This window comes from Halomonas saccharevitans (assembly GCF_900116405.1).
Taxonomy (GTDB): Bacteria; Pseudomonadota; Gammaproteobacteria; order Pseudomonadales; family Halomonadaceae; genus Halomonas; species Halomonas saccharevitans.
In genome coordinates, this window is the sequence record NZ_FPAQ01000003.1 from 60043 (window position 1) to 81945 (window position 21903).

Annotated in this window: 20 protein-coding genes; 4 read left to right on the top strand and 16 right to left on the bottom strand. The window is 68.7% G+C overall.

Annotated features, from left to right (window positions below; all coding sequences use genetic code 11):
* Positions 1-208: 208 nt before the first annotated feature.
* A complete protein-coding gene (locus tag BM388_RS02330; RefSeq protein ID WP_089846805.1) occupies positions 209-709 on the top strand; it encodes a hypothetical protein in 501 nt (166 codons plus the stop codon).
* 61 nt (positions 710-770) lie between these two features.
* On the opposite strand, the gene BM388_RS02335 is transcribed toward BM388_RS02330, so the two are convergent.
* The 6 genes from BM388_RS02335 to BM388_RS02360 form a co-directional block, all read right to left on the bottom strand.
* Positions 771-2921, bottom strand: coding sequence for an ATP-binding protein (locus tag BM388_RS02335; RefSeq protein WP_089846807.1), 2151 nt, complete (start codon positions 2919-2921; stop codon positions 771-773).
* 23 nt (positions 2922-2944) lie between these two features.
* Positions 2945-3508, bottom strand: coding sequence for a putative pterin-binding protein (locus BM388_RS02340; protein ID WP_245781440.1), 564 nt, complete (start codon positions 3506-3508; stop codon positions 2945-2947).
* A 161-nt stretch (positions 3509-3669) separates the two neighbouring features.
* Positions 3670-4485: a DUF2189 domain-containing protein gene (locus tag BM388_RS02345; RefSeq protein WP_089846809.1), complete on the bottom strand. Its 816-nt coding sequence runs from the start codon at positions 4483-4485 to the stop codon at positions 3670-3672.
* Between the two features lie 332 nt (positions 4486-4817).
* Positions 4818-5246: a universal stress protein gene (locus BM388_RS02350; RefSeq protein ID WP_089846811.1), complete on the bottom strand. Its 429-nt coding sequence runs from the start codon at positions 5244-5246 to the stop codon at positions 4818-4820.
* 13 nt (positions 5247-5259) lie between these two features.
* On the bottom strand, positions 5260-7854 hold the full coding sequence (locus BM388_RS02355; protein WP_089846813.1) for a TRAP transporter permease: 2595 nt from the start codon (positions 7852-7854) through the stop codon (positions 5260-5262).
* 125 nt (positions 7855-7979) lie between these two features.
* Positions 7980-8957: a TAXI family TRAP transporter solute-binding subunit gene (locus tag BM388_RS02360; RefSeq protein WP_089846815.1), complete on the bottom strand. Its 978-nt coding sequence runs from the start codon at positions 8955-8957 to the stop codon at positions 7980-7982.
* A gap of 287 nt (positions 8958-9244) precedes the next feature.
* Here BM388_RS02360 and BM388_RS02365 point away from each other — a divergent pair, with 287 nt between their 5' ends.
* On the top strand, positions 9245-10069 hold the full coding sequence (locus tag BM388_RS02365; RefSeq protein ID WP_175535021.1) for a carbon-nitrogen hydrolase family protein: 825 nt from the start codon (positions 9245-9247) through the stop codon (positions 10067-10069).
* A 30-nt stretch (positions 10070-10099) separates the two neighbouring features.
* Positions 10100-10639: a macro domain-containing protein gene (locus BM388_RS02370; RefSeq protein WP_089846821.1), complete on the top strand. Its 540-nt coding sequence runs from the start codon at positions 10100-10102 to the stop codon at positions 10637-10639.
* Between the two features lie 30 nt (positions 10640-10669).
* Here the strand turns inward: BM388_RS02370 and BM388_RS02375 are convergent, their stop codons facing one another.
* The 3 genes from BM388_RS02375 to BM388_RS02385 form a co-directional block, all read right to left on the bottom strand.
* Complete coding sequence (locus BM388_RS02375; protein ID WP_089846823.1) at positions 10670-12004, bottom strand: TRAP transporter large permease; 1335 nt, start codon at positions 12002-12004, stop codon at positions 10670-10672.
* The gene (locus BM388_RS02380; RefSeq protein ID WP_089846825.1) at positions 11994-12470 is read right to left on the bottom strand and encodes a TRAP transporter small permease; all 477 of its coding nucleotides are present in this window, start codon (positions 12468-12470) and stop codon (positions 11994-11996) included. The genes BM388_RS02375 and BM388_RS02380 overlap by 11 nt, the downstream gene beginning before the upstream one ends.
* 125 nt (positions 12471-12595) lie before the next feature.
* Positions 12596-13618 carry a DctP family TRAP transporter solute-binding subunit gene (locus BM388_RS02385; protein ID WP_089846827.1) on the bottom strand — a complete coding sequence of 341 codons (1023 nt, stop codon included), beginning with the start codon at positions 13616-13618 and terminating at the stop codon, positions 12596-12598.
* Between the two features lie 205 nt (positions 13619-13823).
* Between BM388_RS02385 and BM388_RS02390 the strand changes: the two genes are divergently transcribed.
* A complete protein-coding gene (locus tag BM388_RS02390; protein WP_089846829.1) occupies positions 13824-14684 on the top strand; it encodes a DMT family transporter in 861 nt (286 codons plus the stop codon).
* A gap of 36 nt (positions 14685-14720) precedes the next feature.
* On the opposite strand, the gene BM388_RS02395 is transcribed toward BM388_RS02390, so the two are convergent.
* The 7 genes from BM388_RS02395 to BM388_RS02425 all read right to left on the bottom strand — a co-directional run bounded on the left by BM388_RS02395 (position 14721) and on the right by BM388_RS02425 (position 21713).
* A complete protein-coding gene (locus BM388_RS02395) occupies positions 14721-15263 on the bottom strand; it encodes a DUF192 domain-containing protein (protein ID WP_089846831.1) in 543 nt (180 codons plus the stop codon).
* A gap of 10 nt (positions 15264-15273) precedes the next feature.
* Positions 15274-16410, bottom strand: coding sequence for an ABC transporter ATP-binding protein (locus tag BM388_RS02400; RefSeq protein WP_245781441.1), 1137 nt, complete (start codon positions 16408-16410; stop codon positions 15274-15276).
* A 52-nt stretch (positions 16411-16462) separates the two neighbouring features.
* Positions 16463-17131 carry a molybdate ABC transporter permease subunit gene (gene modB / locus BM388_RS02405; RefSeq protein ID WP_089846835.1) on the bottom strand — a complete coding sequence of 223 codons (669 nt, stop codon included), beginning with the start codon at positions 17129-17131 and terminating at the stop codon, positions 16463-16465.
* Entirely contained in the window at positions 17131-17943 is an 813-nt protein-coding gene (modA, locus tag BM388_RS02410) for a molybdate ABC transporter substrate-binding protein (RefSeq protein ID WP_089846837.1), read from the bottom strand. The genes modB and modA overlap by 1 nt, the downstream gene beginning before the upstream one ends.
* Positions 17944-18054: 111 nt before the next feature.
* Complete coding sequence (locus BM388_RS02415) at positions 18055-18786, bottom strand: GntR family transcriptional regulator (RefSeq protein ID WP_089846839.1); 732 nt, start codon at positions 18784-18786, stop codon at positions 18055-18057.
* A gap of 84 nt (positions 18787-18870) precedes the next feature.
* A complete protein-coding gene (gene pyk, locus BM388_RS02420) occupies positions 18871-20361 on the bottom strand; it encodes a pyruvate kinase (protein ID WP_089846841.1) in 1491 nt (496 codons plus the stop codon).
* Entirely contained in the window at positions 20358-21713 is a 1356-nt protein-coding gene (locus BM388_RS02425) for a glycerate kinase type-2 family protein (RefSeq protein ID WP_089846843.1), read from the bottom strand. The genes pyk and BM388_RS02425 overlap by 4 nt, the downstream gene beginning before the upstream one ends.
* Between the last annotated feature and the right edge of the window lie 190 nt (positions 21714-21903).

The following is a 21903-nucleotide window of genomic DNA, read 5'->3' on the forward strand; positions in this document are numbered from 1 at the left end:
GTTTCGGGCAGTGTATGCCCCGGGGCCGGGGGCGACAATGCCGGGCCGTGGTGCTGATTCATCGCGTCGCGGGGAGCAGTGGCGGCCTGGTACTTTCTGCTGATCCGCGACCGAAATTGACCGACATCAAGGAGGGAGAGAACCCCGTGCGTCTACCTTAGTTAAACGGTGCCCGGAAGAGGCCCGGATGACAAAAACGGAGATGCCCATGCCTGCCTGCCCGCCCGAGATGCACGCTCGTCCCAGCCCCGCCGATCAGCCTCTGTCGCTTACTTACGACCACGAGTCGCGCGAGATGGAACGCTACCGCGGCCTGGCCCTGAGCTTCCTGCCGACCCGCCCCCACGTCAGCCGCCTGATGGCCACCCTGGGCATCGAGTGCGAGCAACGCCTGGGCGCCCTGGAGACCCTCGCCGAGCAGCTGCAGCGGCGTCACTGCCTGCCGGTGACCCTGGCCCGGCGCCGAGTCCTCGCGGAGCAGTACCGGCTGCACCTGTTCATCAGCGACGACGCCATGGCCTCCCAGACCCTCAGCTACGCCCTGGCCTTCGCCCAGCACTCGCTGCAGTTCAGCGAGCTGATGGCAAGGCACTGCCAGCTGACGAGACTCGATGCCCTGCTCGCGCGGTTCGTCGACGGCAAGCGTCACGAATGCCGGCTCCTCGAGGAGGTTCGGGATCAGACCCAGCGTGCGGCCGTGGGCACCTGACACGCCACGAAGCGGCCTCGACGCTACGACTCGGCTCGGCTCAACTCGTCCCGGGCCCGCTTCAGTCGGCTGGCGACCAGGCCTCCAGCGCCACCAGCGTCATGGCCAGGCAGCGATGCAGCTCGCTTACGATGACGGCGACCTCGTCGAGACGCTCCTGCGCACCGAGCCGTTCCACTTGGCCGGCCAGGCCGGCGAGCCGCGATGCCCCCAGGCTCGAGGACTCCCCCTTGAGCCGGTGGGCGAGATACTCGACCTGGCGGGTGTCCCCGTCGGCCAGGGCCTGTTCGAGTCCTGCCAGGTGCTCCGCCGCCTGTTGCCGATAGAGGGTGATCAGAGCCGTCAGCCCCTGCCGACCCAGGCTCTCCTCCAGCGACGACAGCGCCGCCTCCTCGAGGGGCAACTCGACCGCGGGAGGCGATGCGCCGCGCGGTAGATAGCGCTGCAGCAGTGCCACCAGGGCCTGCTGGAAGAGTGGCTTGGTCAGGTAGCCGTTCATGCCGGCGGCCAGGCAGCGCGCCTGATCGCCGCTCGGCCCGCCGGCGGTCATGGCCACGACCGGCACCTCGGCCGACCAGCCGCCCCGGGCGCGCAGCCGCCGGGTCGCCTCCAGCCCATCCATGCCGGGCAGCTGCACATCCATGAAGATCAGATCGAAGTGCTCACGAGCCGCCCAGGCAAGCGCCACGTCCGCGGCCTCGGCGACGCTGACCCGACAGCCCAGGCGCTCGAGCATGGCGCGGGCTACCTGCTGGTTGACCGGGTCGTCCTCGACCACCAGCAGCCGGGCGTCGGCCAGGCCCCCCTGCGCGGCGGGCACATCCACGTCGGCCGCGATCTCATCGGCCGTCGCCTTCGGCAGCGTCAACACGAACCAGAAGCGGCTGCCTCGGCCCGGCTCACTCTCGAAGGCGAGTCGTCCGCCCTGCGCTTCGATCAGGCGCTTGCTGATGACAAGCCCCAGCCCGGTGCCGCCGAAGCGGCGCGCGGTGGAAGGATCGCCCTGCTGGAAGGGCTCGAACAGCTGATGCTGGCTCTCGGGAGCAATGCCGATGCCCGTGTCGACGACCTCGAACAGCACCGACCCCTCACCCAGGGCGCGAACGCCCAGCCGGACCTCTCCCTGCTCGGTGAACTTGATGGCATTGGAGAGCAGATTGAGTAGCACCTGGCGCAGGCGGCCGGCATCGCCCACGAGGCGTGTCGGCAGCCGAGGATCCAGCTCACACTTTAGGTGCAGCCCCCGCGCCTGGGCTCGCGGCACGAACAGCGCGACCGCCCCGTCGATCAGCTCGTCCAGGTCGAAGGGGCGTGCCTCGAACTCGAGGCGCTGGGCCTCGATCTTGGAGAAATCCAGGATATCGTTGATCAGCTCGAGCAGCCGCTGGGCGCTGTCGTGAATGGTGTCGGCGAAGTGACGCGCCTTCACGGGCAGCGGCTGATCCTGCAGCAGGTCGCTCATGCCGATCACGCCGTTGAGCGGGGTACGGATCTCGTGGCTGACGGTCGCCAGGAACTCCGACTTGGCGCGACTCGACGACTCGGCGCGCTGCGCGGTGACCTCGAGCTCGCGGCTCAGGGTCTCCAGTTCGCGTCGGGCGGCGGCGTTGTCGCGAGACTCGCGGAACAGGAAGACCACTACCAGCGATGCCGCCAGGCTCATCGCGAGGATCAGCAGCAGCAGCACAACGTAGAGCGTCTGCAGCGCGTGTCGTTCGCCGGTGGTGGCCTCGGCCAGATGGCCATTGATGGCGATGATCAATCGCTCGGTGACGCCCCCCAGGATCCCCAGTCGCGAGATCAGGTTGCTCCGGGCATCACCGTCGAGGCTCTCCAGGCGGCGCAACTGCTCATCCATGGCGTCGAGATGCGACTCGACCTGCGCCACCAGCTCTCCGGCGATGTCGATCTCGGCGAGCAGCCGGGTGATGTCACCCTCCTTCAGCAGGTTGAGGCGACTGTAGAGAAGCTCCAGACGGATGCGCATGGCCAGCAGCGGCCGCCTTGCAGCCGGATTGGGGCGGGCCATGAAGCTGCGCAGCTCCACGGTGTCCCGATCGAGCTTGTAGGCGTGCCAGACGGCATTGCCGCCCACGCTCTCGGAGAGGGCGTGCTGGCGCCAGGCAACCAGGCCAACCACCACCAGGGCGGCGGCGAAGAACAGCAGGGCGGCGATGGCGCCCAGTTTCAGACGCAGGGGGTAGTGCGGCATCAGGCCTCCTCGCCCGGGGCCCCTCAGGGCACGATGATCCGTTCGACGTGCCAGACCGAGCGGAAGCGCACCGCCTCGGTCAAGAGCTCAGGATGCGCATCGAAGGGATAGACGACGAACAGCGGGCCATAGTCGCGGATGCCCAGCGGCTCGCCGTCGCGGGACATGGCGAGGATCACGTCGTGAGCGTAGAAGTCGGACAGCGGGGCCTGCGCCTCGAAGTCGTTGAGGGCCCGGATTTGCAGGGAGTCGCCGTCGGCACCGACGGCCTCGAGCAGAGCCCGGACCAGGGGCCCCTCAAAGCGCCCCTTGTCGCTATGCCAGGGCGTACGGGTCTCGATGATCCGCGACGGCAGGGCCTCGAGCATGGCGCGATCGAAGTGCGCCTCGTCACCCACGTTGGAACGGGCGATATCACCGCTGAGGGTCAGGATCACCCTGCCGGTGGGCTCGGGCAGGGACGCCGGCTGGGCTTGATCTGACGATGACGGGTGGTCCCGGTCGTGGGGGTGAGCCTGGGCGTGAGGCAGCGCGAACAGCAGCCACAGCAGCGGTGCCAGCCGGCGAACGATGGATCCGGTCGACATGAGCGGGATTCCTGAGACAAGAAGACCGGCACAGAGTACGTCACTCGGCGTCCGAGGTCAGGACGTGGCGAGCCACAAAGCATGAAGGGCGCCAAGGCGCCCCTCCTGTCTGGATGCATGTCATGCCACCGATGCCACTGCCTCCGGCGACGAATATCGACTCAGCTTTCCAGTTTCTCGAGCGGTTCGATGCGCACCAGGTCCTCGTAGGCGTGCCAGCTGGCATGGCCCAGTACCGGCAGGATCAGGGCCAGGCCGATATAGAAGGTCATGACCCCGACCAGCACGCAGCCGGTGAGGATGGCCGCCCACAGCAGCATCGGCCGGAAATTCTTGGCCACCGAGCGGATGCTGGCCTCGATGCCCTCCATGAAGGTGAGGTCCTGATCCATCAGGGTGGGGATCGCCACCACGCTGATGGTGAAGGCGCCGAAGGCCAGCACGCCGCCAATCGCGGTACCCACCGCCAGCATGATCAGACCGTCGGGGGTGGTCAACAGCGAGGAATAGAGCGTCTCGGGATTGGGTGCCTCGAGGCCGAAGAACAGCGCAAACAGCAGCGTGGCCAGGCGAATCCAGGCGAGAAAGAAGATCATCATCATCACGCCCATCATCGCCAGCTGTCCGGCGTGCCCCTTCCAGGCGCCGAAGGCATCACCGAGGTTGGGAACGCGCCCCGCCTCGATCGCCCGGCTGATGCCGTAGGATCCCACCGCCACCAGCGGTCCGAGGAACATGAACCCGGCAATCAGCGGCAGCAACCAGTGCCACAGCCCCAGCGTGAAGGCGCCGGCGGTGATGGCGATACTCAGCCCCACCCAGAACATGCCGTAGGCAAGGCTGACCGAGGTGGCCTGGCGAAAATCCTCGAAGCCCGCCGCCAACCAGGCACGTGGCTTGTCCATATCCACTGACCGGATGTTGATCCTGACATTGGGCGCAGCAGTCTTGTCCTGCTCTCTGGTTGCCGCATTCATGGTCACACCCCTGTTTCCGCCTTTGGTGTCCCGGTTCTGCCGGGCCGGTTCGGGGCGCATCTCGACGCGTAGCCGACAGGCGCCCGTCATCACTTAACGCCTAATTAATATAGACGACGACCGCCGTTGACGCAGAACTCGCGGATACGCGCCCCTCAACGCACCGTATCCTCACGAGAGCGCGAGTCCAGCTGTCTTGCCCGGAGTCACCACCCGCGCGACGCCACCTTACGCGAACGCCTCCCTTGAGGGAGGCGTTCGCGGGATGCTGCGCGTTGCCTTGATCGCGATGCCATCAATAACGACGGCATCGCAAGCGGCATGGCGCCCACTCAGCGCACGATCATCACCGACACCTTCGAGTGATGCACGACATGCTCGGCATTTGGGCCGAGCACGTAGTCGACGAACTTGCGCTTGTTGTGGGAGGCCATGACGATCAGGTCGATCTCGAGCTGCTTCCCCGCCTTGATGATCGCCTCCCATGGCGAGCCATCGACGATCACGCTCTGGACGGTGATGTCCTCCGGCACGTGCTCACGAATGAACTCGTGCTGGGCCTCGGAGACCGCCTTGTGCGCCTTCGCGGCGAAGTTCTTGGGGAAGTAGGAGCCCACCAGCGGCATGCGGTAGTCGGGCAGCACCGTCACCACGTGCAGCGAGGCACCGAAGCTCTGGCACAGCGACAGGGCCGTGGGCAGCGCCTTCTCCCATGACGCCTCCTCGTTGAGATCCACCGGCAACATGATCTTCTGGTACATGGTTGCGCCTCCTTCAGGCTTGAGCCAGGGCGGCGTCGCGACCACGCCGCCGCCGTTGCAGCATCAGGACCAGGCCGAACACCAGGAAGGCGGGAATCCACATCCACTCCTTGGTCCAGCGATCCACCGGAGCCAGGACCTGGATAATCTCCTGATCGAAGTCGAAGCCCATGTCGGCGGCCTGACTGCCGTAGGCGACCATGTCGACTACCGCCTTCTCATCGTCGATGAACAGTTCCAGCCCCAGGTTCTCAAGGCGTTCCTCGCCGGTCTCGCCCTCCGGCACCGGCAGCGTCATGTAGGTGGTCATGGGATCACCGTAGGCGTCCAGACCCGCTATCTGCAGCCGCAGGGTGGTGTCATCGCTGACGCTACCCAGCGTCTCGACGAACTGCGCTGGAGGGATGTCCTGGTAGGGATCGTGGATCATGTCCATCCAGAACCCCGGCCGGAACAGCGTGAAGGCCACCAGCAGCAGCAGGATCGACTCGTACCAGCGGCTACGCGTCACCATGAAGCCCTGGGTGGCCGCCGCGAAGATCAGCATCGCCACCGTGGCCACCACGAAGATCAGGATCCCCTGCAGCCAGGAGACATCGATCAGCAGCAGATCGGTGTTGAAGATGAACAGGAACGGCAGCGCCGCGGTCCGCAGGCTGTAGTAGAAGGCCTGGAAACCGGTGCGGATGGGGTCACCGCCCGACACCGCCGCCGCGGCGAAGGAGGCCAGGCCCACCGGTGGTGTCACGTCGGCCATGATGCCGAAGTAGAATACGAACAGGTGCACCGCGATCAGCGGCACCAGCAGGCCATTCTGCTCGCCCAGCTGGACGATCACCGGGGCCAGCAGCGCCGAGACCACGATGTAGTTGGCGGTGGTGGGCAGACCCATGCCGAGGATCAGGCTGAGCACCGCGGTGAGCAGCAGGATCAGCATGAGATTACCCATGGAGAGCACCTCGACCACGTCGGCCAGCACCAGGCCCACGCCGGTCTGGGAGACGGCGCCGACGATGATGCCAGCGGTGGCCGTGGCGATGCCGATGCCGATCATGTTGCGCGCACCGGTCACCAGCCCGCTCCACAGATCCAGCAGCCCCTCGCGGATATCCTTCGCCATGTCGCTACGGCCGCGGAAGATCGAGGTGATCGGGCGCTGGGTGATCATGATGAAGACCATCAGCACCGTGGCCCAGAAGGCCGACAGCCCCGGCGAGAGGCGCTCTACCATCAGGCACCAGATCAGCACGACGACCGGCAGGATGTACTGCAGGCCGACCATCACCGTGGGGCGCGTCTGCGGCAGGGTATAGACCGGTTCATTGGGATCGTCGAGCTCGAGCTCGGGGTAGCCGGAGGCCAGCTTCAAGAGCCCTACGTACACCGCCGTCAGGACCACGGCCACCAACCAGGGGGTGGCATCGCCCATCAAGGGCTTGATCCAGCCCAGGCCGTAATAGACCACCAGGGCCGTGATCATCATCAGCAGCAGGCCGCCGAGGAAGCCGATCACCTTGCGCACCAGAGGCTTGGGCGGATTGCTGCTCTGCAGGCCCTGCATGTTGGCCTTCAGGGCCTCGAGGTGCACGATATAGATCAGCGCGATGTAGGAGATCAGCGCCGGCAGGAAGGCGTGCTTGATCACGTCGACATAGGAGATGCCGACGTACTCGACCATCAGGAAGGCCGCGGCCCCCATCACCGGCGGCATGATCTGGCCGTTGACCGAGGAAGCCACCTCCACCGCGCCCGCCTTCTCGGCGGGGAAGCCGACGCGCTTCATCATCGGCACGGTAAAGGTGCCCGTGGTCACCACGTTGGCGATCGAGGAGCCGGAGATCAGGCCGGTCATGCCGGAGGCCACCACGGCGGCCTTGGCGGGCCCGCCCTTGTAGTGGCCGAGCAGCGAGAAGGCGACCTTGATGAAGTAGTTACCCGCGCCCGCCTTGTCGAGCAGGGCGCCGAACAGCACGAACAGGAAGACGAAGCTGGTCGAGACCCCCAGGGCGATGCCGAAGACCCCCTGGGTGGTCAGCCACTGATGGTTGACCAGGCCGAACAGGCTAACCCCACCGTGAGCCAGAATGCCCGGCATCCAGGGACCGGCGAGGCTGTAGACGAGAAACACCATGGCCACGATCATCAACGGCGGTCCGAGGGCGCGACGCGTCGCCTCGAGCAGCAGCAGGATGCCGATCACCCCGATGATCACATCCTGCAGGATGGGCGCACCGGGACGCTGAGCCAGCTGTTCGTAAAACATGAACATATAGGCGCCGCAGAAGGCCGCGACCGCCGCCAGCACCCAATCCTGGATGGGAATGCGGTCTCGCGGCGAGCGTTGCAGCGCCGGGTAGGCCATATAGGCCAGGAAGAGGGCGAATGCCAGATGAATCGATCGGGCCTCGGTGGCATTGAAGACCCCGAAGCCCAGCATAAAGGGGATCGGCGAGGCGATCCACAGCTGGAAGAGCGACCACACCGCGGCGATGCTGACCAGCAACTTGCCCGGCATTCCGGCCGGCTTGCGCGCCCCCGAGTCGGTAGAGGCGACCATATCCTCCAGGTCGACCTCGTCACCCGGAGACCTCATCTTGTCCTCGGTCATAAGCGAGCCCTGCTCTAAGTTATCGATTGACACTGGTAATCATTCGTCAGAACCAGAGTGCGCGGCCACCTCTCGGGATGACCGCGCACTCAACACCTGGATGAGGTGATCTCAGATGCCGAAGATCACTCGATCCAGCCCTGCTCGCGATAGTAGCGTGCGGCACCCTCATGCAGCGGCGCCGACAGACCGGAGCTGACCATCTCCTGCGGATCGAGGTTCTCGAAGGCAGGGTGCAGACGCTTGAAGCGGTCGAAATTGTCGAAGATCGCCTTGACCGTCTGGTAGACCACCTCGTCGTCGGTGTTGCTGTCGGTCACGAAGGTGGCCGCCACGCCGAAGGTGGGCACGTCGTCCGGGTTGCCCTTGTAGAGACCGCCGGGGATGACCGACATGGAGTAGTAGGGATGCTCCTCGACGATCTGCTCGATGGCCGGCCCATCTAGCGGGACGAGACGCGCATCGACGGTGGTGGTGGCTTCCTGCAGGGAACCGTTGGGGTGACCGACCACATAGACCATGGCGTCGATGTTGTTGTCGGACAGGGCCGCGGCCTGCTCGGCGGCGTCCAGCTGGGAGGCCAGGGAGAAGGTATCCATGGTCCAGCCCTTGGCATCCATGACAACTTCCATGGTGTTGCGCTGGCCGGAGCCCGGGTTGCCGATGTTGACGCGCTTGCCTTCCAGGTCGTCGAGGCCCTCGATGCCGGCATCGGCGCGGGCCAGCATGGTCAGCGGCTCGCCGTGGACGCGGAAGACGGCGCGCAGCTCTTCGTAGGCATCACCCTCGAAGTTGCCGGTGCCGTTGTAGGCCTGGTACTGAACGTCGGACTGCACCACGCCCATGTCCAGCTCGCCGGACTTGATGCCGTTGACGTTGGCCACCGAACCGCCGGTGGAGGGGGCGTTGCACTTGATGTTCGCGTCTTCCAGACGGTTCACCAGGCGGCAGACGGACTGGCCAACCACGTAGTAGACGCCGGTCTGACCACCGGTACCGATGGTGATGAACTTCTCGTCCTGGGCCATGGCCGGCGATGCAAACATCGCGGCTCCCAGCAGCGCGCCGGAAAAGGCAGCGGCGGAGAAAGCATGACGTTTCATGAACACACCTCTTGTGTTGTGAAAACGGATTCCGTGTAGTGGCGGTCCCGATCCTGAACCGCCAACGGCTCTTAGCCGCTCCCCCCTACTTTAGCGAAAAAAGCGGTCGTATGATGAGGCCTTTTTGCTTACGAGGGAGTCTAGACACAGCGTAGATCACGCGAGCGTTAATTTTTCGCGGCGCTGTCCACGTAGCGGCGGCGAGACGTTCTCACGAATAGACTGAGATGAGGATCGAAAAGCAGTGGCCTGGATCCCGAATGCCAGGCCTCGCCACAGGAGACACCATGCAGATACTCGCCGGTCAGATCAGCATTCCGACGACGCGTTGTCGCGCCGACCAGCTCAGTCACCTGAGCCGGTTGGCGGAGCGTATGCACGCGGCCTGTGATGATGGCGTGCCGGATCTGATCGTGCTGCCCGAGCTCGCCGCCCAGGAATACAGCGACGACGCCTTCGACTGCCTCGCGGCGCTGGATGACGATCTCGGCGGCCCGGTGGTCCAGGCCTTCGCCGAGCTGGCCCGGGAACTGGGCACCGCCATCGCCTTCGGCATGGCGCGCCGCGCGGGCGGCCGCCGCCATATCAGCCAGGTGCTGGTCAGCCCCGACGGCCGCCTGGCCGGCGTCTACGACAAGCTCCACTGCGCCCAGTTCGGAGCCTCGGGCGAGGCGGCCCACTTCTCGCCCGGCGAGCAGCTGCTGGTCACCGAGATCGCCGGCTGGCGGGTCGGCGTGGTCATCTGCTACGACCTGCGCTTCCCGGAGCTGGCGCGGCGCCTGGCCACTGAGGGGGTCGAGCTGATCCTGCATCCGGTCGCCTTCACCCACGACTTCAGCTTCGCCAGCTGGCACGCCTTCGTCACCACCCGCGCCATGGAGAACCAGCTCTACTGGCTGAGCCTGAATCGCGCCGGCGCCGAGTGGGGCCGGTCGCTGTTCTGCCCGCCGCTGGTCGACGACGACCACCCCGCCCTTACCTTCGGCACCGGCGAGGAGTGGCAGCGACTTACCCTGGACAAGGCGGCGCTTCGCGAGGCGCGCCGCCGCCTGCCGCTGGGCAAGGACCGTCGGGCGGACCTTGATGCCCTGCCGCTGTGGACACCAGACTGAGAAGAGGCCAGGCAACGAAGGAGTGCCGCCATGACTGAGCGCATCGAATGCCAACAGGGCGATATCGCCCGCCAGGACGATATCGATACCGTGGTCAATGCCGCCAACGCCCAGCTGAGAAGCGGCGGCGGCGTGGCCGGCGCCCTGCACCGGGCCGCCGGCCCCGAACTCGCCGAGGCGTGCCGGCCGCTGGCGCCGATCCGCCCCGGCCAGGCGGTGATCACCGGGGCCTTCGCGCTGCCCAACCGTCGCGTGATCCACTGCCTGGGGCCGGTCTATGGCGTCGACGAGCCCGCCGACGAATTGCTCGCGGCCTGCTACCGCCATGCCCTGGCGCTGGCCGAGCGCCACGGGGTCCGCTCGATCGCCTTCCCGGCCCTCTCCGCCGGGGCCTTCGGCTATCCGCCGGCCGAGGCGGCGCGCATCGCGATCTCGACGGTGCTCACCACCCTGCCCCGCTGCCCCGGCATCGAGCGCGTGCGCTTCGTGCTCTTCGACGCCACCAGCCGGGACCTGCATCGGCGCACCCTGGCCACCCTGCAGGATGGCCAGGCCCCGCACGACGGCTGAGCGCCGCGGCCCCTGCTACGCGCCCCTGGCCTAGACGTTGTAGCCCAGCACCCCGGGCAGCCACAGGGCGATGGCGGGGAACAGCGCCACCAGCGCCAGGGCGGCCGCCATGGCCGCCACGAACAGCAGCGCCCAGCCCACGGTCTGCTCCAGGCGGATCTTCGCCACCTCGGTGGTCACCATCAGGTTCACCGCCACCGGCGGGGTGAACTGGCCGATGGCGATGTTCATCGCCAGCAGGATGCCGAACCACACCGGGTTCCAGTCGAAGTGCTGCATCACCGGGATCAGGATCGGCATCATGATCAGGTAGATCGAGATGGCATCGAGCACCATGCCGGCCAGCAGCACCGCCAGCATGATCAGCACCAGCAGCAGCGTGCCGTTGTCGGTGAGCCCGACGATCCACTCCGCCAGGTGACGGAAGGTGCCGAGCATGGTGCCGGCCCAGGCGAAGATGCCGGCCAGGGCGATGATCAGCATCACCACACCGGAGATCACCGCCGCCTCGCCGAGCAGCTCCCAGAGATCCCGCCAGCGCATCTCGCGAGTCAGGAAGAGGCCGACCAGGGCGCCGTAGGTCACCGCCACTACGGCCGCCTCGGTGGGCGTGAATAGCCCGCTGCGCAACCCGCCGAGGATCAGCACCGGGGCGAAGAGCGCCGGCAGCGCCTGCCGGAAGCTCTCCCCCACCTGCGGGCGTGCCGCCGCCCGCTCCTGGCTGCCGCCTTCTCCACCACTCCCTTCCCAGCCATTCCCTTCCCAACGGTAGCGGCGCGAGACCAGCACCGCCGGCCCGAGCAGGGCCAGCCCGGCCAGGATGCCGGGGAAGAGCCCCGCCGCGAACAGCGCCCGCAGGTCGACCCCCGGCACCACGATGGAGTAGAGGATCAGCGCCACCGAGGGCGGGATCAGGATCGCCGTGGAAGCCGAGGCGGCGATCAGCGTGGCCGAGAAGGGCTTGGGATAGCCGGCCTTGGTCATGCTCGGCAGCATCACCATGGCCACCGCCGCGGCATCGGCGGGACCCGAGCCGCTCATCCCGCCCATGATCATGCAGACCAGCACCGCCACCACGGCCAGGCCTCCGTGGCGCGGGCCGATCAGCGCCTGGGCGAAGCGCACCAGCCGCGCCGCCACCCCAGCCCGCTCGAAGATCAGGCCCGTGAGGATGAACAGCGGGATGGCGATCAGCGGGTACTTGGCCACGCCGTTGTAGGTGTTAGTGCCCAGCGTGGCCAGCATGGCGGGCGAAAGGCCGGCGAGGATGCCCACGGCCCCGGACAGCCCCAGCGAGAAGGCCACCGGCACCCCGGCGATCAGCAGGCCCGCGAAGGCCAGCAGCATCCACAGATCAGGCGTCATCCTCGAGCCCCCCGCGCAGGCGATCCCAAGTCTGCTGCACCTGGCGCAGCATCATCAGCGCCGAGAGCAGCGGCAGCCAGGCCAGGTACCACCACTGCGGCAGGCCGAGCCCCGGTGAGAGCGAGCCCCACTGGACCTCCTGCCAGGTCATCCGGGCGCCGAACCAGGTGATCAGCCCCAGTACGATCAGGCCGCAGGCTCCCTGGAAGAGGATCAGGACGCGGCGCGGCGCCGCCGGCAGGGCCCGCTCGAGCAGGCCGATGCGGATATGGCGGTGGTGGCGCAGGGCCACCGAGGCGCCGGCGAAGGTCAGCACCACCAGCAGGAACACCGAGAACTCCTCGGTAAAGGCGAAGGAGCCGCCGGTGAGGTAGCGCACCACCACGTTGGCCAGGCTGATCAGGCTGATGATCAGGATCGCCAGGGTCGCCAGCAGGCGTTCGAGTCTTGCGTCGGGACGTTTCATGGGAGTCGCGCTATCAGAGGAGTCGAGACGGGATCGGCCCCGCATGGGGCCGATGAGAAGGGACGATGAGAAGGGACGATGAGAAGGGCCGAAAAGAGGGACCGATGGGATGGAATACCAGGAGGTCAGTCCGGCTGCATGTCACTGCGGGCGGCCTCGACGATCGCCTCGCCGATGCGCGGCACCCACTCGTCGTGGACCGCCTCGGTCGCCTCGACGAAGGCCTGGTGCTGTGCCTCGTCGAGCTCGGTGACCGTGACGCCGCGCTCCTGGATCGCCGCCAGCCGCGCCGGCTCCTCCTCGCGGGTCATGGCGATCTCCCAGGCACCGGCCTCCTCGGCGGATTCGCGCAGGATGGTGCGCTCCTGCTCGCTGAGCGACTCCCACACCTGACGGTTCACCGCGAACACCAGCGGATCGTTCATGTAGTTCCAGAGGGTCAGATGCTCCTGCCCCACCTGGTCGATGCGCGCCACGTCGAACACCGACAGCGGATTCTCCTGGCCGTCGACCGCGCCGGTGGTCAACGCCGGCTTGGCATCGGCCCAGCTCATCTGGGTCGGGTTGGCGCCCAGCGCCGTGAAGGTGTCCTGGAACAGCGGCGAGCCCACCACGCGGATCTTCAGGCCCTCGAGGTCGGCCGGCTCGTCGATGGGCCCCTGGGAGTTGGAGAGCTGGCGAAAGCCGTTCTCGCCCCAGGCCAACGGCACCACGCCGCGCGACGCGATGGCCTCGAAGACCATCTCGCCGGCCGCACCGCCGGTGACGGCATCGACCGACTCGACGTCGGGCATGAAGAAGGGCAGCGAGAAGAGGTTCAGTTCCGGTACCTGGGGCGACCAGTTGATGGTCGAGCCCACGGCCGCGTCGATCAGTCCCGAGCGCATGGCCGAGAACTCGCGAGTCTGGTCGCCGCTGACCAGCTGGGAGTTGGGATAGACCCGCAGGGTCAGCTCGCCGCCGGAGCGCTCGGCGACCCGCTCGGCCCACTTCTCGGCGGCCTGTCCCCAGGGGAAGGCGTCGGAGAGCACGGTGGAGACGGAGAGCTCGCGGGCCTCGACGGACGAGGAGATGGCGAGGGAAGCGCTGACGAGCAGGACGCCGGCTAGGGCGGCGGCCACTCTGCGTGCGGGGCATGATGAAGGCATGGCGTGTCCTTGCGGTGTTGGGCGCGGGGAGCCCAGCGGTGGCCTCCCCGGCATCGTTGTTGTCAGGGCGTCATCGACGCCGCGAGCCTCAAGATGCCCTGTCATCCAAGCGTCATGCAAGGGACACGAAGCCCGCCGGCTGTCCCCGGATTCAACGAAGTTGCTATGCTGTCAGGCTTTGCGCTCATTCCCCCGAGGAGACACCGTGCCGCTCCGTGACCTGGCCCTGGGCCTCGCCGTCATCGTCATCTGGGCGCTGAACATCATCGTCATCAAGCTGGGGGTGGCCGAGCTTCCCCCGCTGCTGCTGACCACGCTGCGCTTCGCCCTGGTGGCGGTACTGCTGGTACCGTTCCACCCGGTGGCGCGTCACCAGCTGCCCTTCCTGGCGCTGCTCTCGGTGACCTTCGGTTCGCTGCACTTCGCCCTGCTGTTCATCGGGCTCGGTCAAGCCGAGGCGGGCACCGGCGCGCTGCTGGTGCAGATGGGCACGCCCTTCGCGACCCTGCTCGCCGTGGTGTTCCTCAAGGAGCGCCTGGGGCCGCGTCGACTGGCCGGCCTGGCGCTCTCCTTCGCCGGGGTCGCGGTACTGGCCGGCGGCCCTACCCTGCCCTCGCCGCTGCCCACCGCCCTGCTACTGTTAAGCGCCCTGGGCTGGGCCATCTCGCAGTTGCTGATCAAGCAGGGCCCCAAGGTCTCGCCCATGGCGCTGGCCGGCTGGGTGGCGCTGTTCGCCACGCCTCAGGTGGCGCTGGGTTCCTGGTGGTTCGAGCAGGGCCAGTGGCAGGCCATCCAGGCGGCCGGATGGGCCGGCTGGGGCGCGGTGTTCTACACCGCGGTGATGTCCTCCATCCTGGCCTACGGCCTCTGGTACGGGCTACTGCGCCGCCACCCGGTGAGCCGGGTCACGCCGCTGACGCTGCTGATGCCGGTGGGAGCGGTGCTGCTGGGGGCCTGGCTGCTGGGCGATAGTCTGGGTATCAACAAGCTGGCCGGGGGCGGTTTGGTCCTCGCGGGACTGGCGCTGATCACGCTGCGCTTCGGACCGCGCCGCCCGGCATCCTGATCGAGGAGTGACCCGACCAGGGCGCCGGCGACGTGTTCAGGGGGCGGACGATTCGGAGGCCCGGCCCGCACAGAGCCCGCCGCCGCCCGGCCAGCTGACGCAGTCCCCCGCCGCCACGCCCATCGCCGCGAAGGCGCCAGCGTTCACCTCCAGGGCCGCGCGGTAGGGCACGCCGGGACGAGTCACCGGGCAGTCGCCGGGCGCGCCAGCGGTGCAGGGCGCCATCTGGTGGATCTCGGCGATACGGCCGGCCTCATCGATGAAGGCGATGTCCAGCGGGATCCGCGTGCGATACATCCAGAAGCCGTTGCGCGAGGGCTGGCGCCGATCGTAGAGGAAGAGCATGCCGGCCCCCTCGTCGAGGTGGTCGCGCTCCATCAGGCCGCGGCTGCGCTCGCGGATGCTTCGCGCCACCTCCACCTCGAGGCGCTGCGGCCCCCGGGCGCCGTGGATGACCAGCGGCACGCTCTCAAGGGATGGGGCAGCATCGGGGTCGGCGGCGAGCAGCGGACGCGGCAGCAGGCCGGCCGCGGGCAGCAGGGCCAGGCCCAGCAGGAGCTGGCGGCGGGTGGCATTCATTGAGGTCTCCTCAGCGGCCGGAAAGATCGGCGGGTTCGATATCGACGGGCTCGTCATCGACGGGCCGGGCGCCGGGCATCAGGTGGATCCCGGCGGCGAGCAGCGAGACGCTCACCCGCTCGCCCTGAGCCAGGCCGTTGCGACGCGCCGCATGGGTGGGCAGTTCGAAGCGCAGGGTATCGTCGCAGTGATCGAAGGCCAGCGCCACGAAGGTAATGCCACCCAGCACCGCCATCTCCACCACTCGGCCCTGAACGGGGTTCTCACGCTCTCCCCGAGAGGGACGGCCGCGGCGGTGCAGCACTACGTCCGACGGCGGCAGGTACCAGCTGACCCGCTGCCCCGGCGACAGCCGCTCGAGGCCACTCGCCACCTCCAGCCGCCAGGGCCCCCACTGCAGCCAGCGACCGGACGCGTCGTCCGCCACGCGGCCCGCGAAGACATTGTGGCGATCGAGCAGCCGCGCCACCGCGGGGCTCGCGGGCCAGCGGAAGAGCGCCTCGGCCGGCGCCTGCTGCAGGCTGCGGCCGGCATGCAGCACGCAGAGCCGATCGGCCAGGGCAGCGGCCTCGTCCAGGTCGTGGGTGACCAGCACGATGGGAATGCGAATCTCGTCACGCAGCAGGGCCAGCTCTCTCTGCAGCCGCCGCCGGGTGACCTGGTCCACCGCCGAGAAGGGTTCGTCGAGCAGCAGCACCCGCGGGTTGCGCGCCAGCGCCCGAGCCAGGGCGACGCGCTGACGCTGGCCGCCGGAGAGCGCCGCGGGATGGCGGTCGGCGAGCCCATCGAGACGTACCCGGGCGAGCCACTGCTCGGCGGCAAGGCGCCGTTCGGCGGCGGGCAGGTGATCCAGCGCGACCATGACGTTGCCCCGCGCCGTCAGGTGCGGGAAGAGCGCATAGTCCTGGAACACCAGCCCCACCCGGCGCTGCTGGGGGCGCAGCGAGCGCCCTGCCGCGGCATCGAACCAGGTCTCGCCGGCGCAGCGAATGACGCCGCCCGCCGGCCGGTAGAGCCCGGCGATGGCGCGCAGCAGGGTGGTCTTGCCGCTGCCCGAGGGCCCCACCAGGGCCAGCAGCTCCCCGGCCTCGCAGTGGAAGTCGGCGGCCAGCGGGATCGGCCCGGGCTGGTGCAGGCTGACCGCCAACCCGGATCGATCCCGCTGGCCGTTCGCCTCGGACCGAACGCCTCGATTCGACTCAGCCACGGCGCCACCTGCGTCGCCCGGCGAGCCCATAGACCACGCCGATGGTCAGGAAGGAGACCAGCAGCAGCATGGCCGACATCACCGCGGCGCCGGACTCGTCGAAGGCCTGGACCCGATCGTAGATGGCAATGGCCAGGGTGCGGGTCTCGCCGTCGATGGCGCCGCCGACCATCAGGATCACTCCGAACTCGCCGAGGGTGTGGGCGAAGGTCAGCGCCAGGGCCGAGACCAGCCCCGGCCACACCAGCGGCAGCTCGATACGCCAGAGCGTCTGGCTCGGCGAGAGGCCGCTGCACCAGGCCGCCTCGCGCAGGTTGGGGGGGATCGTCTCGAAGGCGCGCTGGATCGGCTGCACGGCGAAGGGCAGGTTGGCGACCAGCGAGGCGAGCAGGATGCCGGTGAAGGTGAAGTTGAGCCCGCCGCCGGTCAGTGATTGCCAGAAGGCGCCGAACGGCGCCTGCACCCCGAAGGCCTGCATCAGGTAGAACCCCAGCACCGTGGGCGGCATCACCAGCGGCAGCGCCACCAGCGCCTCGCAAAGCGCGCGGCCGCGAAAGCGCGACAGCGCCAGGGCGCGTCCCAGCCACAGCCCCACCGGCAGCAGCAGCAGGCAGGTCAGGGCCGACAGGCGCAGCGAGACCGAGAGCGCCGTCCAGTCCATCAGGATGCGTCCGCCGGGGCCTGGGGCAGGGTCGGCGGCTGGAAGCCGAAGCGCGCCAGGATCTCGCGCGCCTCCTTGCCCTGCAGCCAGGCGTAGAGGGCGCGGGCCGACGCGCCGGCGTCGGGCATCAGCGCCATGCGCTGGCGCAGCGGCGCGTGCCGGTCGTCGGGGATCAGCACGACCTCGGCCCGCGCGGCAAGCGTCGGGGCCAGGGCCAGCGAGTAGGCCACCAGGCCGCCGCGGGCCTCGTCGGCCAGGGCGAAGCGCGCGGCCTGGGAGACGTTCTCGCCCATCACGCGAAGCGGCGCAGAGTCCTCCCACAGCCCGGCCTGCTGGAGCGTCTGGCGGGCGGCGATGCCGTAGGGGGCGTGCTCCGGGTTGGCCAGGGCCAGCCGCGGGCGGCCCTCCCCCGCGCGGTGCGTGGCGATGGCCGCCTCGACGGCGGAGAGCGCGTCCTCCTCGCTCGGCAGCGCGCCGCGCCCGGGGGGCTGGATCCAGGCCAGCCGGCCGACCGCGTAGACCACCCCGGCATCCTCGGTGAAGCCTTCCTCGTCGAGGGCCAGCACGCTCTGTTCGTCCGCCGAGAGGAAGAGCTCGAAGGGCGCGCCCTGGGCGATCTGCCGCCGGAAGTTGCCGGAGGCGCCGTAGTTGATGCGCACCGGCGCGCCGCCCTGGGCACGAAAGCGCTCGACCAGCTCGGGGAAGGCGAATTGCAGGGAGGAGGCGGCGGCCACGGTGGCCGGCCCCGCGATCGCCGGAGAGGCGATCGCCAGCAGCCAGGCGGCCAGGGCGAGGCGGAGCACAGCGGTCATGAAGAGATCCCGAACCCGAGTCAACGAGCCCGCATTGTCGGCCAGGTCCGCGAATGGAACAAGGCGGGCGGCGCCGGGGCGCTACCCGCCTTGATGCGCATCAAGGTCGGATCAGGCCTGCGCCTCGTCGGCCTGCCCGAGGATCGCCATCAGGTCGATGCGGGTCTCCCGGGCGCTCAGGTCGAGGAGCGCCTCGAGGCTCTCCAGGTGGTCCAGGATGGCGCCCCGGGCGGCCTCGCCCTCGCCCTGCCGGAGGGCGGCCAGCAGCGAGGTGTGATCCCCCTCGAGGTAGCAGGAGCCGAGGCTCGGCCGCTTGTAGAGGGCGATCACGATGGAGGTGCGCAGGATCAGGTCGGTGAGCATCGCGCCCAGCACGCGATTCGGCGACTGGTCGGCCAGCAGGTGGTGAATGGCCAGGGAGTGCTCGATGCGCGCCGGCTCGTCGCCGCGCTGGTGGGCCGCGATTTCGCGCTCGACCTCCTGCTCGAGGCGCGCCGTCGAGGCGGCATCGAGACCGCCGGCCAACAGCGCGGCCACCTCGCCCTCGACCAGACGCCGGGCGGCGAAGGTCTCGCGGGTCTCCTCGATGCTCGGCGCCCGCACCCGCGCCACCTGATTGGGACGCTGATCGACCACGTGCTCCGAAGCGAGCCGGGTGAGGGCCTTGCGCACCACCGACCGGCTGACCCCGAAGACCTCGCCCAGCGTCACCTCCGGCAGACGCGTGCCCGGCGGCAGGCGCTGCATCAGCACGGCACGCCGCACCTGGTCGACGATGTCCCGGTCGCTGATGCGACGCCCGGCCCTGACCTCCGCCAGCACCTCCTCCTGCCACTCGTGCATGATCGTTCCTCTAGGTGGTTTGCTGACAGCTTCTCATCCCGTCACCGGAATGGCCACAGCAGACGGACCTATCGTATACAAGAATCACGCATCGGCCTGGTGCTCCGCCCCCACATCGAGGATCTTCAGGGTGTTGGTGCCGCCGTGGGCGTTCATGTGATCGCCGCGAGTGAGGATCACGTGATCGCCCGGTTCGGCGATGCCCTGCCCGACCAGCAGCGCCAGGGCGCGGTCGTTGAGCTCGGAAGCGCTCATCTCGCTGGTGTCGAAGGGCAGCGAGACCACCCCGCGATAGAGCGCCATGCGACGCTGGGCGATCGGGTTATGGGCCAGCCCGACGATCGGCAGCCCCGAACTGATCCGCGAGGCGATCAGCGGCGTGTAGCCCGACGCGGTCATGCAGGCGATGGCGGCCACGCCCTCGAGATGGTTGGCGGCATACATCGCCGAGAGCGCGATGGTCTCGTCGATGCGGCTGAAGCCCTCGTGGATGCGGTGGCCGGACTCCTGGGCGCGGCGTTCGCGCTCGGCGCCCATGCACACCCGGTTCATCGCCTCGATGGTCTCCACCGGGAAGTCGCCGGCGGCGGTCTCGGCGGAGAGCATCACCGCGTCGGTGCCGTCGAGCACCGCGTTGGCCACGTCGAACACCTCGGCCCGGGTGGGCAGCGGCGACTCGATCATCGACTCCATCATCTGGGTAGCGGTGATCACCGCGCGGTTCAGCGTCCGGGCATGCTTGATGATGCGTTTCTGGGTGCCGATCAGCTTGGCATCGCCGATCTCCACGCCGAGATCGCCGCGGGCCACCATCACCGCCTCGCTGGCGCGGATGATGCCGTCCAGGGTCTCGTCACTGGCCACCGCCTCGGCGCGCTCGAGCTTGGCCACCAGGCCGATCTCGGCGCCGGCCTCGCCGAGCAGCTCGCGGGCCTCGAGCATGTCGGCGGCGCTGCGCGGGAAGGAGATCGCCAGGTAGTCGACGCCGATGTCGACGGCGGTCTTCAGGTCAGCGCGATCCTTGTCGGTCAGCGCCGGGGCGGAGAGGCCGCCGCCCTGCTTGTTGATGCCCTTGTTGTTGGAGAGCTTGCCGCCCACCACCACGCTGGTGTGGATCAGGTGGTCGACGACGCGGTTGACGTCGAGCACCAGCCGGCCGTCATCGAGCAGCAGGCGATCGCCCGGGGCGACGTCGTCGGCCAGGGTCTTGTAGTCGCAGCCGACGCGGGTGGCGTCACCCTGATCGCCGTCCAGGCCCATGTCGAGGATGAAGGACTGGCCCTCCTCCAGGGTCACGGCGCCCTCCTTGAAGCGGGCGATGCGAATCTTGGGGCCCTGCAGGTCACCCAGCGCGGCGACGCTGCGCCCCAGGCGCGCGGCGATCTCGCGCACCCGCGCCAGGCGCTGGCGGTGATCGTCGGCCGAGCCGTGGGAGAAGTTGAGGCGAACCACATCGACGCCGGAGGAAAGCATCTCTTCCAGCACGCCCTCCCGGTCGCTGGCCGGACCCAGGGTGGCGACGATCTTGGTGCGGCGAATGGGGGCGTGAATCGGGGCGTGAGTCGGCAGCGTCATGAGGTCCTCGGCAGTACCAGGATGGCACGAAAATCGTTGACATTGGTGCGCGTCGGCCCGGTGACGATCAGGTCGTCCAGGGCCTCGAAGAAAGTATACGCGTCATTGCGTGACAGGTAGTCGTCGGGATCGAGCCCCGCCGCTTGCGCCCTGCCCCAATCCTCGGGGGAGCAGTGTGCGCCGGCGTTATCCTCGGAACCGTCGATACCATCGGTATCCACCGCCACGGCGTGGATGCCGGGAGCGCCCTTGAGGGCCGTGAACAGCCCCAGCAGGTACTCGACGTTGCGTCCGCCGCGGCCGTCGCCCTCGACGGTCACGCTGGTCTCGCCGCCGGAAAGAATCAGCAGCGGCCGCTCGAGGCCGTCCTGGGCGGAGAGGGCCATGCGGCCCTGGGCACGGCCCAGCGCACGGGCCTCGCCTTCCAGATCGTCGCCGAGCAGGCGCACCTCGATGCCATCGTGCTCGGCGGCGGCCTGCCCGGCCGCCAGGGCGTCCCGGGCGCGGGCGAGGATCTCGCTTGAATCCCGGGCGAAGCCGGCGTCGTCGGGCCGCGGCGGCGTACTCTGGCCGGCCAGGCACTGACGCACGCCGTCGGAGACCTCGATGCCGTGACGCTCGAGGATCGCCAGCGCCTCAGCGGGGCGGCTCGCGTCGGGCAAGGTCGGCCCGGAGGCGATCAGCGAGGCCTCGTCGCCGGGCACGTCGGAGATCAGCCAGGTCAGCACCCGGGCCGGGTGCGCGGCAGCCGCCAGGCGTCCGCCCTTGATGGCGGAGAGGTGGCGACGCACGGTATTGATCTCGCGAATCGGTGCGCCGCTTCTCAGCAGCGCCTTGTTGATCGCCTGCTTCTCGGCCAGGCTCACGCCGGGTGCCGGCAGGGTCATCAGCGACGAGCCGCCGCCGGAGACCAGCGCGATTACCAGGTCATCTTCCCCCAGGTCCTGCACGGCCTCGAGCATGCGGCGCGCCGCCTGCTCGCTCAGGTCGTCGGGCATCGGGTGCGAGGCCTCGAGGACCTCGATGCGCCGGCACTCGCTCTGCGGCCCCTGAGGACCCTGCCCTTGTGGACCCTGTTCTTGAGGACCATGGCCATAGCGGGTCACCACCAGGCCATCGAGCGGCGCCTCGGGCTGATGGGCCTGCCAGCTGCGCTCCAGGGCCGCGGCCATGGCGGCGGCGGCCTTGCCGGCGCCGACCACCAGGGTGCGCCCGCGAGGCGGCTCGGGGAGCCGGTCGGGCAGCAGGGTATCGGGATGCACGGCCGCGATGGCGGTATCCGCCAGCTGCCGGAGCCAGTCGCTCGGCGCCGCGAGAGCGCCGTGAGATACCTGGGGGCTGAGTGTGTTCATGGGAGTCTCCTTCACGAAAAAGGCCCGGTGACGGGAGGGTACTTCAGGGGGAACCCACCACCGGGCAACGATCGCCAGCGGCGATCCGGCAGACGACGACCCGACGCCTGCCGTCAGGGAGCAGTCACCTCCCTGTCACCCGTCGGCCCACAATGACAGCCGACGGGTAGAGCTCACGACCTGTCGCTGG